Source organism: Floridaenema fluviatile BLCC-F154, assembly GCF_041929135.1.
Lineage (GTDB): Bacteria > Cyanobacteriota > Cyanobacteriia > Cyanobacteriales > Aerosakkonemataceae > Floridanema > Floridanema fluviatile.
Genome location: NZ_JBHFNS010000016.1, coordinates 55086 through 70876, shown reverse-complemented (window position 1 = coordinate 70876; position 15791 = coordinate 55086). Strand labels below are relative to the sequence as shown.

Annotated in this window: 22 protein-coding genes; 3 read left to right on the top strand and 19 right to left on the bottom strand. The window is 43.3% G+C overall.

Translation table 11 applies throughout. The features are described from left to right. Positions 1 to 423: 423 nt before the first annotated feature. Complete coding sequence (gene fabF, locus ACE1B6_RS01985; RefSeq protein WP_413255553.1) at positions 424 to 1680, bottom strand: beta-ketoacyl-ACP synthase II; 1257 nt, start codon at positions 1678 to 1680, stop codon at positions 424 to 426. A gap of 131 nt (positions 1681 to 1811) precedes the next feature. Beyond that, positions 1812 to 2063, bottom strand: coding sequence for an acyl carrier protein (gene acpP, locus ACE1B6_RS01980; protein ID WP_413255552.1), 252 nt, complete (start codon positions 2061 to 2063; stop codon positions 1812 to 1814). Positions 2064 to 2390: 327 nt separating this feature from the next. On the opposite strand from acpP, the gene ACE1B6_RS01975 reads away from it, so the two are divergent. After that, positions 2391 to 3287, top strand: coding sequence for a CoB--CoM heterodisulfide reductase iron-sulfur subunit B family protein (locus ACE1B6_RS01975; protein ID WP_413255551.1), 897 nt, complete (start codon positions 2391 to 2393; stop codon positions 3285 to 3287). Positions 3288 to 3459: 172 nt separating this feature from the next. Here ACE1B6_RS01975 and ACE1B6_RS01970 read toward each other — a convergent pair whose 3' ends face one another. From ACE1B6_RS01970 to ACE1B6_RS01950, 5 genes are all read right to left on the bottom strand, one after another. Further along, entirely contained in the window at positions 3460 to 3924 is a 465-nt protein-coding gene (locus ACE1B6_RS01970; RefSeq protein WP_413255550.1) for an Hsp20/alpha crystallin family protein, read from the bottom strand. A gap of 192 nt (positions 3925 to 4116) precedes the next feature. Next, on the bottom strand, positions 4117 to 5157 hold the full coding sequence (lpxD, locus tag ACE1B6_RS01965; protein WP_413255549.1) for a UDP-3-O-(3-hydroxymyristoyl)glucosamine N-acyltransferase: 1041 nt from the start codon (positions 5155 to 5157) through the stop codon (positions 4117 to 4119). 75 nt (positions 5158 to 5232) lie between these two features. Then, positions 5233 to 6468 (bottom strand): BaiN/RdsA family NAD(P)/FAD-dependent oxidoreductase, encoded by a 1236-nt coding sequence (locus ACE1B6_RS01960; protein WP_459562958.1) that lies wholly within the window; start codon positions 6466 to 6468, stop codon positions 5233 to 5235. Positions 6469 to 6483: 15 nt separating this feature from the next. Next, entirely contained in the window at positions 6484 to 6648 is a 165-nt protein-coding gene (rd, locus tag ACE1B6_RS01955; RefSeq protein WP_413255547.1) for a rubredoxin, read from the bottom strand. Positions 6649 to 6670: 22 nt separating this feature from the next. After that, entirely contained in the window at positions 6671 to 6865 is a 195-nt protein-coding gene (locus ACE1B6_RS01950) for a hypothetical protein (RefSeq protein WP_413255546.1), read from the bottom strand. Between the two features lie 357 nt (positions 6866 to 7222). Between ACE1B6_RS01950 and ACE1B6_RS01945 the strand changes: the two genes are divergently transcribed. Both ACE1B6_RS01945 and ACE1B6_RS01940 read left to right on the top strand, forming a co-directional pair. Continuing rightward, a complete protein-coding gene (locus tag ACE1B6_RS01945) occupies positions 7223 to 7795 on the top strand; it encodes an SRPBCC family protein (RefSeq protein WP_413255545.1) in 573 nt (190 codons plus the stop codon). A 113-nt stretch (positions 7796 to 7908) separates the two neighbouring features. Then, a complete protein-coding gene (locus tag ACE1B6_RS01940; RefSeq protein ID WP_413255544.1) occupies positions 7909 to 8538 on the top strand; it encodes a GNAT family N-acetyltransferase in 630 nt (209 codons plus the stop codon). A gap of 99 nt (positions 8539 to 8637) precedes the next feature. Here ACE1B6_RS01940 and prfA read toward each other — a convergent pair whose 3' ends face one another. From prfA to ACE1B6_RS01880, 12 genes are all read right to left on the bottom strand, one after another. After that, positions 8638 to 9732, bottom strand: a complete 1095-nt coding sequence (gene prfA, locus ACE1B6_RS01935) for a peptide chain release factor 1 (protein ID WP_413255543.1) — start codon at positions 9730 to 9732, stop codon at positions 8638 to 8640. Positions 9733 to 9838: 106 nt separating this feature from the next. After that, complete coding sequence (gene rpmE, locus ACE1B6_RS01930; RefSeq protein WP_413255542.1) at positions 9839 to 10096, bottom strand: 50S ribosomal protein L31; 258 nt, start codon at positions 10094 to 10096, stop codon at positions 9839 to 9841. Between the two features lie 119 nt (positions 10097 to 10215). After that, positions 10216 to 10647: a 30S ribosomal protein S9 gene (rpsI, locus tag ACE1B6_RS01925; protein ID WP_413255541.1), complete on the bottom strand. Its 432-nt coding sequence runs from the start codon at positions 10645 to 10647 to the stop codon at positions 10216 to 10218. Next, the gene (gene rplM, locus ACE1B6_RS01920; RefSeq protein WP_413255540.1) at positions 10647 to 11099 is read right to left on the bottom strand and encodes a 50S ribosomal protein L13; all 453 of its coding nucleotides are present in this window, start codon (positions 11097 to 11099) and stop codon (positions 10647 to 10649) included. The genes rpsI and rplM overlap by 1 nt, the downstream gene beginning before the upstream one ends. A 33-nt stretch (positions 11100 to 11132) precedes the next feature. Next, positions 11133 to 12011, bottom strand: a complete 879-nt coding sequence (truA, locus tag ACE1B6_RS01915) for a tRNA pseudouridine(38-40) synthase TruA (RefSeq protein WP_413255539.1) — start codon at positions 12009 to 12011, stop codon at positions 11133 to 11135. Positions 12012 to 12037: 26 nt separating this feature from the next. Further along, the gene (rplQ, locus tag ACE1B6_RS01910) at positions 12038 to 12388 is read right to left on the bottom strand and encodes a 50S ribosomal protein L17 (protein ID WP_413255538.1); all 351 of its coding nucleotides are present in this window, start codon (positions 12386 to 12388) and stop codon (positions 12038 to 12040) included. A gap of 111 nt (positions 12389 to 12499) precedes the next feature. Further along, complete coding sequence (locus ACE1B6_RS01905; RefSeq protein WP_413255537.1) at positions 12500 to 13450, bottom strand: DNA-directed RNA polymerase subunit alpha; 951 nt, start codon at positions 13448 to 13450, stop codon at positions 12500 to 12502. 181 nt (positions 13451 to 13631) lie between these two features. Next, the gene (rpsK, locus tag ACE1B6_RS01900) at positions 13632 to 14027 is read right to left on the bottom strand and encodes a 30S ribosomal protein S11 (protein WP_413255536.1); all 396 of its coding nucleotides are present in this window, start codon (positions 14025 to 14027) and stop codon (positions 13632 to 13634) included. Positions 14028 to 14106: 79 nt separating this feature from the next. Beyond that, positions 14107 to 14490, bottom strand: coding sequence for a 30S ribosomal protein S13 (gene rpsM / locus ACE1B6_RS01895; RefSeq protein ID WP_413255535.1), 384 nt, complete (start codon positions 14488 to 14490; stop codon positions 14107 to 14109). Between the two features lie 82 nt (positions 14491 to 14572). After that, positions 14573 to 14686 (bottom strand): 50S ribosomal protein L36, encoded by a 114-nt coding sequence (gene rpmJ, locus ACE1B6_RS01890; RefSeq protein ID WP_071782548.1) that lies wholly within the window; start codon positions 14684 to 14686, stop codon positions 14573 to 14575. Positions 14687 to 14804: 118 nt separating this feature from the next. After that, on the bottom strand, positions 14805 to 15029 hold the full coding sequence (infA, locus tag ACE1B6_RS01885; RefSeq protein ID WP_006276978.1) for a translation initiation factor IF-1: 225 nt from the start codon (positions 15027 to 15029) through the stop codon (positions 14805 to 14807). Positions 15030 to 15228: 199 nt separating this feature from the next. Then, a complete protein-coding gene (locus ACE1B6_RS01880) occupies positions 15229 to 15789 on the bottom strand; it encodes an adenylate kinase (protein WP_413255534.1) in 561 nt (186 codons plus the stop codon). Positions 15790 to 15791 lie beyond the last annotated feature (2 nt).

The following is a 15791-nucleotide window of genomic DNA, read 5'->3' as shown; positions in this document are numbered from 1 at the left end:
CGGAGCGATGGGCAAGTATTTTTGCCTATTGACATTCTCTCACCGCTAATCGCAAGTGATGTAGCAGGAGATTTTTCCCAGGTCGCCCAGAGGAATTACTGGTTCATTCAGTCCGCTTAACTACCTGGAGCTCTCGCAACAGTTAGCCAGAGGCGGTTCTGTCCCCAGTCATTCAGGATTTTGTCCTCAGTTCCCGGATGTCCTCCGGTACTGTTCTTTGCAATTACCTTTGATTTGGTAATTGGAGTTGGTTTATCTCCCTTTACCTTACCAATTACCACTGAGAAAGTTAAAAGTTAAAAGGCAAAAGGTAAAAGAATAGCTGTTACTTTTCACTTTTCACTTTTCACTTTTTACTTTGTAGGGGCGGGTTGCGGAGCGAAATTTTCGATCGCCACCAAAAATCAATAACCAAACCCACCACTAGGAAGCAACGTACTTTTTAAAGGCTAATGTGACGTTATGACCCCCAAACCCAAAGGAATTGGAGAGGGCAACTTCCACTGTTTGAGCGCGACTTTGATTTGGAACATAATCTAAATCGCATTCTGGATCGGGGTTTTCTAAATTGATTGTGGGTGGAACTCGATCGTTAGCTACTGCCATTACCGCTGCTACTGCTTCAATACCACCAGAACCGCCCAACAAATGACCTGTCATCGATTTAGTGGAACTAACCGCCACTTTGTAAGCACTTTCACCCAAAGCGGTTTTAATTGCTTTGGTTTCAGTGGAGTCATTAGCGGGTGTACTAGTGCCGTGAGCGTTAATGTAGCTAATTTGCGCCGGAGTCAAACCAGCATCTTTTAAACATAACTGGATGGCTCTGGCGGCTCCTTCTCCTCCAGGTACTGGAGAAGTTATATGATAGGCATCACAAGTCATGCCATAGCCCACAATTTCGGCATAAATTTTTGCTCCCCGGCTGAGGGCGTGTTCTAGTTCTTCTAGGATCAGGATGCCTGTACCTTCGCCCATTACAAAGCCGTCCCGATCGCGATCGAACGGACGGGAAGCATGAGCCGGATCGTCATTTCTGGTCGATAACGCTCTGGCTGAGGCGAATCCAGCAAATGACAACGGCGTTACAGCTGCTTCTGTCCCACCACAAATCATTGCTTGAGCATAACCACTTTGAATTAAGCGGAACGCATCGCCGATCGAATTAGAACCAGCCGCACAAGCAGTTACAGAGCAAGAGTTTGGCCCTTTTGCCCCTGTATGAATTGCCGTTAACCCCGCAGCCATGTTAGCAATCATCATCGGAATCATAAACGGGCTACAGCGATCTGGACCCCGATTTAAAAGGATGGTTTGCTGATCCTCCAATACTTTCAGACCACCAATACCTGTCCCGATGATTGCCCCCACCTGTTCTGCGTTCAGTTCGTTGATGACAAACTGCGCGTCCGCTAAAGCCTGTTTGCTAGCTGCAACGGCAAACTGAGCAAACCGATCCATACGTTTAGCATCTTTGCGATCTAGATATTCGTGGGGGTCAAATCCTTTTACCTCGCCAGCGATCCGGCAATCATGCTTCGACGCATCGAACAAAGTGATTAATTCTATGCCGTTGCGTCCGCTTAACAACCCTTCCCAATACTCTTTTAAGGTATTGCCGATCGGTGTAATCGCTCCCAGGCCAGTAACAACAACGCGCTTTCGCTCAAAATCTGTCATGATTCATCTATTAACTTGGGTTTCCTACCCAGAACGCAGAACAAAATAAACAACGGAGATATGTGAGATTCTCAGAGTATTGAGAAAGCTTAGTTTGCTTTTCTCCCTCAAAAAGCCTCTACAAAAGGTTTTTATGCCGATGCTGCAACTTTTTCGTTGATGTAGTCCACCGCTTCTTGCACTGTCAGAATCTTTTCTGCGGCTTCGTCGGGAATTTCAATATCAAACTCTTCTTCTAAAGCCATAACTAATTCCACTGTATCCAGGGAATCTGCTCCTAGATCGTTGGCAAAGTTGGCTTCTGGCTTGACATCGTTAGGATCAACGCTTAATTGATCTGCCACAATTTCTTTTACTTTGTTGAAAATTTCCGTTTCGCTCATAGCTCTTCCTTATCGCGGTTGCTAGAACTGCCTCTCCAAAACAAGATTGTCCTAAGCATTTTTTAATCTTATCTGATATGGTGATCCCTCTATCATGTCAATTAGCCAATTTTCTGAATGACACCCAAAATTTAATTCCGGGCTTGGTCAATCCGATCTTGGTTGAGGCTGATATGGGTAAGGCCCAGACATCGAAAATTTGAGATCGTTCCGAGAGTTTTCCTGTTTAGTAAACTCCTGTAACTTTCTACAACCGTTAAACACGCCATCATTAAGAATAGGAACCACGATCCGGTTCTTAATTACTTCACCAATAACACTTGACAAATGACTCTTAGATATGCTTACTTCCCCGGTTGTGTTGCCCAAGGTGCTTGCCGGGAATTATACCAATCAACCGCGGCTCTTGCTCAAGCTTTAGGGATTGAATTAGTTGAGCTAAAAAAAGCCTCTTGCTGTGGTTCCGGTACTTTTAAAGAAGAATCTCGCTTGTTGGAAGATACTGTCAATGCCCGAAACATTACTTTAGCAGAGGAGTTAAACTTACCTTTACTCACCCATTGCAGCACTTGCCAAGGTGTAATTGGTCATGTGGATGAGCGATTAAAGGAAGCTCAGCAAACTAACCCAGCTTATCTAGAAGAAATTAACGGCCTTTTGCAAAAAGAAGGTTGTTCACCTTATCAAGGTAATACTACCGTTAAACATCTCCTTTGGGCATTAGTGGGAGATTTTGGTTTGGAGGAACTGCAAAGGCGGGTTGTTCTCAAACTCAGCAATCTTAAGTGTGCGGCTTTTTATGGATGCTACCTGCTCCGGGCGCAAAAGTCTATTCCTTTTGACGATCCTCACCAACCAGAATCAATGGAAAATGTATTTCGGGCTTTAGGAGCAACTCCGGTTTATTACCGGGGTAGGACTCAGTGTTGTGGTTGGCCTCTTTCTAGTTATGCTACTACTCAATCTTTTGAAATGGCAGGAAGACAAGTTAAAGATGCCATTGCAGCTGGTGCTGATTGTTTAGTAACTCCTTGTCCTTTGTGTCACTTAAATTTAGATTCTCGTCAACCAGAAGTGGAAAAGGTAATTGGAGAAAAGTTAGGTTTGCCAGTGCTACATTTGCCGCAGTTGGTTGCTTTAGCTGTGGGTGTGGAACCGAAACAATTAGGTTTAGATAGGCATATTGTTTCTACTCGTCCTATATTGGAAAAGTTAGGTTGGTAAAAAATTAAGTTCGTAGTAGCGACTTCAGTCGTACATTCCGAGAGAGAAGGAGTAAAGTCTTGACAACGGAAAAACTATAAAGTAACCCTGAGTAATTGCGACTATTTCTGTCACATACTCAGGGTTTATTTGTCAAGTTATGAAGTCAGTTTTAGTGTTTCATTACCTGAAACTATGAACCGGGAATTTGTGGTGTTTCATCGGTAAGATTCACTTTAAAAACCTTGCGACGTAGTTCTTCAGCTTTGGGCAGAACTAGAGTCAAAATACCATTCTTAAACTCAGCTTTGACTTGTTCATTTTCTACGGGAACTGGCAGTTGTACTGAGCGTTGAAACTTACCATAACGGAGTTCAGAATGATAAATACCCTTGTCCTCTGTCCGTTTTTCAAAATGATGTTCACCAGCAATAGATACTGTTTCTCTGGTAACTTCAATGTTTAAATCTTTGGCTTCTACACCAGGAATTTCGGCTCGTAAGATTAGCTGATTTTCATCATCTTTGAGTTCTATTGCTGGTGCCCAATTGGTATTTCCAGGTTGGGGATTAATTTCTAGAAGTTCGTCAAACATCCGATCCATTTGACGACGCAGGGATTCCATTTCGGAAAATGGTTGCCAACGTACTAGTCTCATAGTTAACACTCCTTTTGCCAACTTTAGCGAAAATTGAGTTAAATCTTGTTTAAAGTCAGGTTAAAGAGCTAGGCTCAATTTTTGATAGCTATTTTTGGCATTTTTAGCCTACAAGTATATAGTGGCTCAAGTTTGAGAAATTGTTAGGTCGGGAAACCCTACAAAGTTAGTACCTATTTCCGATAATGGGAGTTATTTGTTAGTACTATGACGTTGGATTTGTTTAAAGAGTTGATACATTTCTGGTAGGCGGTTGTAGATAGCAGAAGCTTTGAGAAAAAGTTTGTGAGAAACAGCAGGAACGCCGGAAACAATTGCCCCGGGTTCTATATTGTTATGAATGCCTGATTTGGCTGTGGCGATCGCCCCATCGCCAATTTCTGCTTGATTGGCAATTCCTACTTGTCCAGCTAATAAGACATTGTTGCCGACTTTTACTCCTCCAGCTAATCCAACTTGTGATGCTAAAGCGCAATTTGAACCGACTTGGCAACCATGACCAATTTGTACTAAGTTGTCAATTTTGGTGTTTTGGGCAATGCGAGTTTCTCCGACAGCGGGACGATCGATCGTACTATTACAACCAACTTCTACGCCATCTTCTAATACCGTACAACCAGATTGTTCCATTTTGAACCAACCAGAACTGGTGGGGACAAAACCGAACCCTTCGGCACCAATTACTGCGCCACTATGAATTACACAATTTGCGCCAATTCTACTACGTTCATGAATGGTACAGTTGGCGTGGAGAGTGGTACGATCGCCTATTTCCACCTTGGGATAAATCACTACATTAGGATGAATACAAACTTCATTACCAATTTTTACCCCGGCTTGTATGACCACATTTGGGCCAACATAAATATCTCTACCAATCTGTACTGAGGGATGAATTACCGCTGAAGGATGAATCCCGACATCGGGGCGAAAAGGTTTATAAAATAAGGCGATCGCTTTGGCAAATAATAATCTCGGTTCAGTATCAGCTATCCAAGCAATTCCTCTTTCTACTGCTTGTTCTTGTAATTTTTCATCTGGGGGCAAAATCAAGGCGCTAGCGGTAGTTTTGTGTAACATCGCCGCAAACTTTCCCCCCTCTATATAACTCAAAGTACCTGTAGGTGCATTATCAATAGGGGCAAGTCCAGTAATTTCTGGATCGAGGTCAGTATTTAAGATCGAGCTATGGGAAGGGACATCTAATTTTTGGACAATTTCGCTGAATTTCATAATTTTTAAATGTCAATTGAACCGCTGATGGTGCAGAGAACCCAGAGAAAGAGGAGAGGCGAGAAGCAATAATTCCTAGTTTCCCATTGCCTGACCAGCTAACCAAGCGGTTGTCCATGCACTCTGAAAATTAAATCCACCAGTTACACCATCAATATCTAGAATTTCCCCGGCAAAGTAAAGCCCCGGAGAGTACTTACTTGCCATCGTCTTAAAATTGACTTCTTTCAAGTTCACGCCACCACAGGTAACAAATTCTTCTTTAAAAACTCCTTTGCCCTTAATCTGGTATTCACCTTGAGTAATTTCCTGTATTAATTGATTCAGCATTTTGTTAGAAAGTCCTGCCCAGCGGTCTTCACCGGAAATGTCCACACGGGCAATTAAATATTCCCACAAGCGTCTGGGAAGGAGAAGTGGACAAGTGGAAGAAATTTGCCGTTGTGGTAATTGAGATCTAACTGCTAACAATTGTTTCCGCAAAAATTCGGGGTTAGAATCAGGAACCCAATTAATGATTAAAGTTGCTTGGTAGTGGTTTTCCTGTAAAATTCTCGCCCCCCAAGCGGAAAGTTTTAAAATTGCTGGGCCACTTAAACCCCAATGAGTAATTAAGATTGCCCCTGTTTGTTCAAAGTGAGTTTTTCCGGCTATTTGTAAGCGCAATTTAACTTTTTCGACACTAACTCCGGCTAATTCTCTTAATCGGGAGTCGGGAATATTAAAGGTAAATAAAGATGGTACTGGTGTGACGATTTGATGACCTAATGTTTGGGCGATTTGATATCCTGTGGGGTTGCTACCGGAAGCTAGGAGAAGGCGATCGCAAATCACCACTTCCCCATTTTTTAATCGCACTTCAAATTTGCTTGGTTCTTGTGAAATTTGCTGCACTGAAGATACTAAAACTTTTGTTCGCAGTTCTATTCCTAAGTTTTTCGCCGTTTTGAGTAGGCAGTTGACGATCGTCTCTGAATCATCTGTTACCGGGAACATCCTCCCATCGGACTCTGTTTTCAATTCCACGCCCTGCGCCGCCAACCAAGCTACCATATCCCTTGGCTGAAAGCGACTAAAAGCCCCCCGCAAAGCTTTCCCACCTCTAGGATAATGCTGCACTAACTCCGCAGGTTCAAAGCAAGCATGAGTCACGTTACATCTTCCCCCACCGGAAATCCGCACTTTGGTTAAGGGTTCATGACTCGCTTCTAAAATGGTAATTTCTGAATCTGGGTGGCTTTGGGCGCAGGTAATAGCACCGAAAAATCCTGCCGCTCCACCACCGATAACTACAATTTTTATTCGTTTGATACTCAAGTTAATTAACTACTCGTCGTAGGGTTCAAAATCTTCTTTTGTTGCCCCACAAACAGGGCAAATCCAATCTTCAGGAATATCTTCAAAGGCTGTACCTGGTGAAATATCACTATCTGGATCGCCTAGTTCTGGATCGTAGATATAACCGCAGACTGTACAAATATATTTTTCCATTTTGCTATCTCCTCACGAGGTTTTACCAAACAGTTTCTTGCAAATAGCTGAGGATGCCTGCAATTAGACAAAGCAGTATTAATACCCAAATTATGCCGCCTGGAAGAAAACTTAGGATAGCCAGACCTCGAAGTACCCAAACAACTAAGGTAATGCCGAGAATTAAGCTAAAAATCGAGATAAATCTCCAATTCCCAGAATTAGGTGTTCTAGCCACAATCTTTTTTCCCAAATTCGTCTTTAATTATGGCACGGCAATTTCACACCTGGGCTTATGCTTTGGTTTGCTTGCTAGCCTTAAAAGTCACGGAAAATACATAGAAAAGATTCTTTATTTTACCCAAATTTTTCCAGAGAGATATTTGGGTTTAAATGACCGAATTTGGCGATAAATTGCGTAATTTGCCCATCGGTTTCCCTGAAAAGCAAAAAATTTGGCAAAACTTTATGGGAACTTTGCAGTTTCTTCAACTGATATGGGTACTTTAATAAATAGGCAGGGAAGAACACCGAAATTTTTGGGGAACTTCTCACCCTGGACTGTATTCCCTATTAGTAAGTTGATTAAGCGATAATGACTACACTTTGTATATCTGAATCTATTGTGAGAGCAAAAAACGTGGTGTGGAATCAACAGCAACAGAAGGCATTACTCTCTGGGGAAGTTTTGTTAGAAACAAGAAATCACTCAGCTTGGGGTGGTGCTTGTACAGCTTCGATGTATTTGCCTTGTCAGCGATCGCACGCTTGGCAACAATTAACTGATTATCCCCGCTGGGTACACTACTTCCCAGATTTAATCCGTAGCGAAGTGATCAATAGAGGAGATAGTCTCTCTGGTAAAAGCAAGCGTCTCTATCAAATTGCCAGAAAAGCTTTCTTAATGTTTTCTGCTGAGGTGGAAATCTACCTAAAGGTTATTGAAGTTGTACAGCAGCAAATTCAATTCCGTATGGAAAAAGGCAGTTTTAATGACTTTACTGCTGATTTAAAACTTCAAGATTGGAGTAATGGGACTTTGCTTACTTATGCCGTACAAGCAACCCCTACTATTCCTGTACCTTCACTTTTTATTCAACAAGCAATGCTCTTAGATTTACCAGCTAATATGCGAAAAATGCGTCAAGTTATTTGTTCTCCCACATAATACTTTTTTTGCTCGTATCCTCACACAATTCAGTTCATGCGTACTTAGTAGGTTAAATGGTTAGGGAAATAGCTTTAATATGAGGAAAAACAAATTATAGATTAACTAAGAGAATGGTTTATATTCCTTCTGAATTACCCGAAGGCTTTAGGATTCGGCGATTACGGTTTACCGATCGCGATCGCTTATCTCTCTACCTAATACCCCGTAATCCTGAATATATATTGTCCATTTTGCCAATTAAGCTAATGCTCACCCTTTGCAAGATTAGGCATGGTATTGTTCTCGCTATCATCCCTAGTATTGGGTTGTATGTTGTGACAATTATAATGGTTAGTAGTTTATCAGTTAATTGGTTATGGATAGGGCTTATTTGGTTAATTATTCTGGGAATTTGTATTAGGTTTGCTCTGACTCGTCGCGAAGATTGGCTTCGGTTTTGCTGGGTTGTTGAACAGCAAGGAAGGTTTATTGCTTATGGAGCACTACATCCATACAATAATTACTCAGTAATAGAGGTGCTTCAAGTTTACCCAAAATGGGCAAGAAAAGGGATTGGAGCGAGATTAGTCAAAACCATGATCGAGCAAGCTCCCAAGCCAGTTTATGTTAATAGTGCTGTTCGTGTTGTAGGATTTTACGCTCGTCTTGGTTTTCGGAAAATTCGACTCAAAGAGTTACCGTCCGAAGTTCAAAACCATTTCAATTTCAAGGGTGTTGCAACTTTACTTGTTTATGAGTGATTTTATTAAGCATAGAAAATCTCAAATAAAAATTTTACTAATGCGAATGCGGAAGAGTTAATCAAAAACCCTTCCGCATTCATTTTTATTTTAATTTCCTTATGAACTCGCAGCAGTTAATTCTGCTAAACGTTGCTGCTGATCTTGAGAAATGCAAGCTTGAATTGTGTCTTCGATATCACCTTCAAGAAAACTGTTTAGAGAAAAGTTTTGGTTCAGGCGATGATCTGTGACTCGATTATCTTTGTAATTGTAGGTGCGAATTTTTTCGGAACGAGAACCAGTACCGACTTGTTTTAGACGCATCGATCGCTCTTCTTGCTGTTGTTCCTGCAACTTCATTTCATAAAGTCGCGCCCGCAAAATTTGCATCGCCCGTTCTTTATTTTGCAGCTGGCTGCGTTCTTGAGTACAAAAAATCCGAATTCCTGTAGGTTTGTGGAACAAATCAACAGCAGTTTCCACCTTGTTTACGTTTTGTCCACCAGCGCCACCAGATCTAGCTGTCGAAAGTTCAATATCCTTGGGATCGATTTCCACTTCCACATCATCCACTTCCGGCATTACTGCCACCGTAGCCGTAGAAGTATGAACTCTCCCACCCGCTTCCGTCACAGGTACTCTTTGGACTCGGTGAACTCCCGCTTCAAATTTCAGCTTACTGTAAACTTGTTCGCCTTGAATTTCCAAAATGGCTTCTTTAAAACCACCCATTTCCGCCAAAGACTCGCTGAGCATTTTGACTCGCCAGCCTTGGCTTTCAGCGTAGCGCGAATACATCCGCAATAAATCACCAGCCCAAATACTAGCTTCATCGCCACCAGTTCCCGCCCGAATTTCCAACATGATGTTTTTGTCATCATTAGGATCGCGGGGAAGAAGTAGGATTGTTAGCCTAGTTTCTAATTCTTCAATTTTCTCTTCTAATTCTGCTACTTCCAAAGCGGCGATTTCTTGTAATTCTGCATCGCCGTTAGCTTCTTTAAGAACTTGTTTGGCACCGACTAACTCTTCTTGAGCAGTTTTCCAAATCTGATATGTGTTAACCACTTCTTCCAAAGAAGAACGGGCTTTAGCGACTTTTTGATATTCTCTGGGATCGCTGGCGACATCGGGATCTGCCAGTCGTCGGTTTAGTTCGTTGAAGGTTTGTTCAACCGAGTTAAGTTTATCGAGCAGGTATGTTTCAGCCATAGTCAGTTGCCAGTTGTTGTCAGTTGTTAGTTAATTAAAAGATTAAAGGTAGGTTGTTAGTAGAGAAGGCTACAAACAACGGACTACCGACAATATGACTATCCTGCTACTTTTTCTTTGTACCACCTCTTTGTGGTTGCGCTTGTCCTTGCTCGCCTTCCAACATTCCATATTTCCGCAGGAAGCGTTCAACTCTTCCTTCAGTGTCGATAATCTTTTGTGTACCAGTGTAGTATGGATGGTTTCCTGACCAAACATCAACATGAAGTTCTGGTTTGGTGGAACCTACGGTCATAACTACTTGACCGTTACAGTAAACTTTAGCTTCAGGATACCAAGTGGGGTGAATATCAGGTTTAGCCATTTTGCTTTTTCCTCAAGGTCTTGTGTTCACAGGGTTTTTTCACAGGGTTTTTGTTATTTGTCATTTGCCATTGGTCATTAGTTGTTTACAAACGACAAATGACGAATAACTCTACTATTCTAACGTTTGGAGTACTGAGGTGCTTTGCGAGCTTTGTGTAAGCCGTATTTCTTCCGTTCTTTCGCTCTGGGATCGCGGGTGAGATAGCCTTCAGTTTTTAAGGGTTTCCGGTTTTCTGGGTCTAGTTGACACAGGGCTCTAGCTACGCCTAAACGGATGGCATCAGCTTGTCCTGCGACTCCGCCGCCTTCTGCTTTGACGATGATATCGTAGTCGTTTTCCAGTCCCAAGGTTTCTAGGGGTGCTTTGGCGACTATGAGGAAAGCTGGGTTGAATTGAAGATACAAGTCTCCTGGTTTACCGTTGATGGTCATTTGACCGCTTCCGGGTACGAGACGGACTCTAGCGATCGCAGATTTCCGCCGACCTGTTCCCCAGTACATAACGCGATCGTTGTTAACGATGCGATCGCTTTGTTCTACTGCCTGCATTAGCGTTCTCCTCCGGGAATAGTATTAATTTTTACTTCTTGGGGTTTTTGAGCTTGGTGGGGATGATCGGGGCCTGGGTAAACTTTTAACTTGGTAAATAAGCTTCTACCTAAAGAGTTTTTCGGCAACATTCCCTTCACAGCTTGTTCAATGATTCTTTCGGGGATACGTTGTTGTAATTGAGTAAAAGTTTCAGTCTTTAAACCACCGGGTCTACCAGAGTGGCGATGGTAAGTTTTCTGAAACCGTTTTTTGCCTGTAACTTGGACTTTTTCGGCGTTCACCACAACTACAAAGCCACCTGTATCCAAGTGTGGTGTATATTGTGGAAGATTTTTGCCTCTAAGAATTACGGCTATTTCCGAGGCTAGCCGTCCCAAACGTTGGTCTGCGGCATCGATTACATACCACGGACGATCGGCATTTTGTGGAGGTAAGTAGGTTTTGTTCATCTGTTTATTTATGACCAAGATTGACCTTTTAGATTACGGAGATGTTGGTTGCCAGAATGTAAATTTAGGTTGGTTATCAAACCAGACTTCTGGAGGAAAGGGAAATTCGGGATAGCCAACGCGCAGCAAACACAGTCCATGAGGTGGCGCTGCGTATTTTACTTTGTCACGACGTTGGTTGACCCAAAGTTGAGTAAATTCTTCTGGCGAAGTCTCGCCTTTACCCACCTGCACCAACAATCCCACCAGTAGCCGCACCATGCCATACAAAAAGCCATTAGCCTGAATTTCTATATGGATGAATGGGCCTTCGCGATCCCTGAGATCGCGCCAGCCTGTGCGATCGCATTTTGCTGATTGAACTTCTACCCAAGAGTGAGCGCGACCGGAGTTAGAACGATGGAAAGCTGTAAAATCATGCTTACCAAGCATCGGATCGAGGGCGGCTTGCATTTGGGCGATGTCTAGTGGCGCATAATAATAATGCCAAGCAAAGGGTCGCACAAACAAGTTTGGTTGGCGGTCTGTATATATGGTGTACCGATAACGTCGCCAACTAGCTGAAAAGCGGGCGTGCCATCTAGAATCTACCTGGGCTGAAGCCAGTACTAAAATATCTTTAGGCAGTTGAGTATTGAGAACCGTTGCCCATTTTTCAGGAGGAATCGAGCCTGTAGTTTCAAAGTGAGCTACTTGAGCGGCTGCGTGGACACCTGCATCGGTTCTTCCGGCACCGTAAAGGGTAACTGGTCGATTTTCGATCGCAGCTAATACTTTTTCGATTTCTTCTTGTACCGTGCGTTGTCCGACTTGCCTTTGCCAACCGTGAAAATGAGTGCCCAGGTATTGAATCACCAAGGCAACTCGCCGTGATGATTTTAGATTTTCGCTTGCCGATTCGGGATTGGTCATAGTAAATCTAAAATCTCAAATCGGCTTTACACTAGCTCAATAATTGCCATTTCTGCGTTATCGCCACGACGGTTTACAGTTCGCAGAATGCGAGTATAACCGCCTTGACGATTGCTGTAACGTTCGCCCACTTGTTCAAACAAGGCGTGAACTAGTTGTTTATCGTAAAGATAGCCCATTGCTTGACGACGGGCAGACAAGGAGCCATCTTTAGCTAAGGTGATAATTCGATCGGCTTCCGAACGAACTGCTTTAGCTCTAGTAACGGTAGTTTCAATCCGACCATAACGTAACAGTTGGGTTGTCAAAGCTCTTAACAGAGCCTTTCGCTGGTCAGCTGGCTTACTTAGTTGAGGGATACGACGACCGTGACGCATAACATTTCCTTATGTATCTTGAACTCAGCATCACCAAAACAGTGTTGGGTTTTGAATTTTGAGTTAAGTTAGTAACTTAAAACTCATCACTCATCCCTGAAAACTATTTGGTTAAGCGTTGGGTTTGGCAGACTTTTCTTTAGGTAAAGTGATTCCTAAGCGTTTTTGTAAAGCTTCGATCACTTCTTCGGCTGATTTTTGACCAAAGTTTTTGATTTCCAGTAAATCTTCCTGGGTATAATCCAGTAAGTCGGCGACGGAATTAATTTGTGCCCGTTTCAAACAGTTATAGGCCCGAACTGAGAGATGTAATTCTTCGATCGGGATTTGGCTAGTCGGATCTTGCTCATCTGATGGTTCAGGTCCGATCGCATGAGTACTAATATCAGTTAGAGGTTGGAACAAATCCACTAACAGATTTGCCGCTTGCGAAAGTGCCTCTTGCGGACTAATGCTCCCATTAGTCCAAATTTCCATCAGCAGACGGTCTTTTTCTTGAGAACCGTCAGCACGCACTTCTTCAACGCTGTAGTTTACCTTGCGAACTGGCATAAATACTGCGTCGATTTGGAGAAAATCCAAAGCAGCGGACTCATCATGGCCCCGTTCTACCGAACGATAACCTTTTCCGGTTTCCATCCGAAATTCGATTTCTAATTTTGCCCCAGGTGCCAGTGTTGCGACATATTGACTGGGGTCTACTACTTCCACTTCGGAAGGTAAGTCAAATTGTGAGGCAATCACTGTTCCCGGACCTGTTGCCACTAGACGACCAATTTGTGGGCCTGGGATATGACTTTTGAAGACTATTTCTTTCATATTTAAAAGAATCTCCAGCACGTCTTCCCGGACTCCTGGAATTGTGGCAAACTCGTGATTAACTCCGGCGATCCGGACGGCGGTGACTGCTGTTCCAGGTAAATTGGACAGTAACACTCGCCTTAATGCGTTGCCTACAGTGGTTCCTTGACCTCTTTCCAGTGGCTCTAGGACAAATTTGCTGTATTGACCCCGATTTTTCTCAATGTTAGACTCGACACATTCAATGTGAAACTGCGCCACTTCGTCTCCCCCGTTCTTCCTAGATCCTTTGGAAGGCTGCTATTGCTGCCTCCCCTAATTACTTTTTCTGCTGAATGTCCAGATGCTTACCCCCAGATACTCACGCTTGTATTTTTGGTGAGAACACCCCATTCCTCTGCTCACAGGCGAGAAGGTAATGTTGTCAAACAGTCGTTTTTGTTTACACGCGACGACGTTTGGGTGGGCGACAGCCGTTGTGAGGAATGGGAGTAATATCGCGAATCAGGGTAATTTCTAATCCAGCGCCTTGAATTGCTCTGATTGCGGTTTCCCGACCTGCACCGGGGCCGCTGACCATAACTTCAATTTGTCGCATTCCTTGATCGATCGCTCTTCTAGCCGCACCTTCGGCAGCTGTCTGCGCCGCAAAGGGAGTTCCTTTTTTCGCTCCCTTAAATCCGCTGGAGCCTGCTGAGGCCCAGGAGATCACATCACCATTTTGATCGCTAATGGTGACGATCGTATTGTTAAAAGTTGACTGAATGTAAGCCACACCATTGGGTACGTTGCGCTTTTGCTTTTTCGCACCTGGTTTTCTGGTTGTTTGTCGCGCCATATTGCTCTATCGCTGGGTTTTAACTTAACTTGTTGGTTGTAATATTCTGGGATTCTGTATCGGGTTACTACCCAAAGTCTTACTTCTTAGCTGGTGCTTTCTTCTTACCAGCCACAGTTAAACGTCTACCGCGACGAGTCCGAGCGTTGGTACGAGTTCTTTGTCCCCGTACAGGTAAGCCGCTGCGATGACGACGACCGCGATAACTAGCAATATCAATCAGGCGCTTGATATTCATTGCTTCCCAGCGCCTGAGATCTCCTTCTACTTGGTAGTTACTTTCTACTGTGGCTCGCAGTGCTGCGACATCAGCATCTGTAAGGTCTTTTACACGAGTGTCGGGATTAATTTTGGTCTCAGCGAGAATTTCTTTAGACCGGGTTAATCCGATTCCATAGATGTAGGTCAGACCGATTTCTACGCGCTTGTCCCGCGGAAGGTCTACCCCGGCAATCCTTGCCACGCTTGCTTCCCCCTATCTTTGATGGTTGCTACAAATGGTTTCCAGAACTAAAATGTTCTTAAGTAAATCGAGTCTGCGTTGATTAACCTTGGCGTTGTTTGTGCTTCGGGTTGGAGCAGATCACCATAACTCTACCGCGTCTACGGATAACGCGGCATTTTTCACAGATTTTGCGAACTGATGCTCGAACTTTCATGCCTTTTTTGGGCTGGACTACAAACTAAATATTATATCATTTCCTATTTTATTTGTCAGTCAATTAACGTCTAATTAGAGTTAACTAATTGCTAATCAAAAGCTAAATCAATCTATTCTTACTTTTTCCGTAAGCGATATGTAATCCGACCTTTGGTTAAGTCGTAGGGAGTTAGCTCTACTTTGACGCGATCGCCTGGTAATATTTTGATGTAATTCCGGCGAATCTTCCCGGAGATATGAGCCAAAACATTAAACCCATTATCCAGGTCTACTCTGAACATAGCATTAGGCAATGATTCGGTTACGGTTCCTTCCATTTCAATTAAGTCTTGTTTAGACAATTGTTTTTTTCCTCAACTCGACAATTTATAATGATTGAATCTGTTGCCAGATGATTTTTCCCAGCGATAGAGCCAGAAGCCTAGCACATTTTAACATAACTTATCAATTTTCCTGGTCAAGCCACTCCTGGGCATTCGGGAGTATTTTGAATGGGTTGGTTGAGAACCCATTCAATTTATCAGGAAAAAATCATGGCTGTTAGCAGTTCAAATTGACAGATTTTTCCAAATCTGAGGTAACTTCTGCCATCGACTGATTGCCTTGAACGGAAACGAGTAGCTGACGCTGACTATAGTAATCAATCAAAGGTGCTGTTTGTTCGCGATAAACTTCCAAACGACGACGAATTACTTCTTCAATGTCATCTGGCCTACCGCGTTTTAACAGCCGATCGACGATAATTTCATCTGGGACTTCTAGGTTAATCACCCGATCGCACTTTTGGGCTAATTTCTCCAACAGTTCATCAAGAAACTTAGCTTGAGTCACATTTCGCGGAAAACCATCTAAAATCCAACCTGGCTGAGCATCCGACTCAGACAGCCTGTGGCTAACCATATCCAAAATCAGTCCATCTGGAACCAGTTCGCCCTTTTCCTGATACGACTTAGCTTGGATGCCCAAAGGAGTACTTTGAGCCACTTCATTGCGTAAAATTTCCCCAGTGGAAATATGAGGAATGCCACATATCTCAGCTACCTTTTGAGCTTGAGTTCCCTTTCCTGCGCCTGGGGGTCCCAGAAAAATCAATCGCGTCACTG

Bases quoted from the DNA above. Each gene is read 5' to 3' on its own strand.
- rd (WP_413255547.1), bottom strand. From the start codon at position 6,648: ATGGAAAAATATATTTGTACAGTCTGCGGTTATATCTACGATCCAGAA.
- rpmJ (WP_071782548.1), bottom strand. From the start codon at position 14,686: ATGAAAGTTCGAGCATCAGTTCGCAAAATCTGTGAAAAATGCCGCGTT.
- ACE1B6_RS01945 (WP_413255545.1), top strand. From the start codon at position 7,223: ATGACTACACTTTGTATATCTGAATCTATTGTGAGAGCAAAAAACGTG.
- rpmE (WP_413255542.1), bottom strand. From the start codon at position 10,096: ATGGCTAAACCTGATATTCACCCCACTTGGTATCCTGAAGCTAAAGTT.
- fabF (WP_413255553.1), bottom strand. From the start codon at position 1,680: ATGACAGATTTTGAGCGAAAGCGCGTTGTTGTTACTGGCCTGGGAGCG.
- prfA (WP_413255543.1), bottom strand. From the start codon at position 9,732: ATGGCTGAAACATACCTGCTCGATAAACTTAACTCGGTTGAACAAACC.
- ACE1B6_RS01975 (WP_413255551.1), top strand. From the start codon at position 2,391: ATGACTCTTAGATATGCTTACTTCCCCGGTTGTGTTGCCCAAGGTGCT.
- acpP (WP_413255552.1), bottom strand. From the start codon at position 2,063: ATGAGCGAAACGGAAATTTTCAACAAAGTAAAAGAAATTGTGGCAGAT.
- rpsK (WP_413255536.1), bottom strand. From the start codon at position 14,027: ATGGCGCGACAAACAACCAGAAAACCAGGTGCGAAAAAGCAAAAGCGC.
- rplM (WP_413255540.1), bottom strand. From the start codon at position 11,099: ATGAACAAAACCTACTTACCTCCACAAAATGCCGATCGTCCGTGGTAT.
- rpsI (WP_413255541.1), bottom strand. From the start codon at position 10,647: ATGCAGGCAGTAGAACAAAGCGATCGCATCGTTAACAACGATCGCGTT.
- ACE1B6_RS01940 (WP_413255544.1), top strand. From the start codon at position 7,909: ATGGTTTATATTCCTTCTGAATTACCCGAAGGCTTTAGGATTCGGCGA.
- rplQ (WP_413255538.1), bottom strand. From the start codon at position 12,388: ATGCGTCACGGTCGTCGTATCCCTCAACTAAGTAAGCCAGCTGACCAG.
- ACE1B6_RS01970 (WP_413255550.1), bottom strand. From the start codon at position 3,924: ATGAGACTAGTACGTTGGCAACCATTTTCCGAAATGGAATCCCTGCGT.
- truA (WP_413255539.1), bottom strand. From the start codon at position 12,011: ATGACCAATCCCGAATCGGCAAGCGAAAATCTAAAATCATCACGGCGA.
- lpxD (WP_413255549.1), bottom strand. From the start codon at position 5,157: ATGAAATTCAGCGAAATTGTCCAAAAATTAGATGTCCCTTCCCATAGC.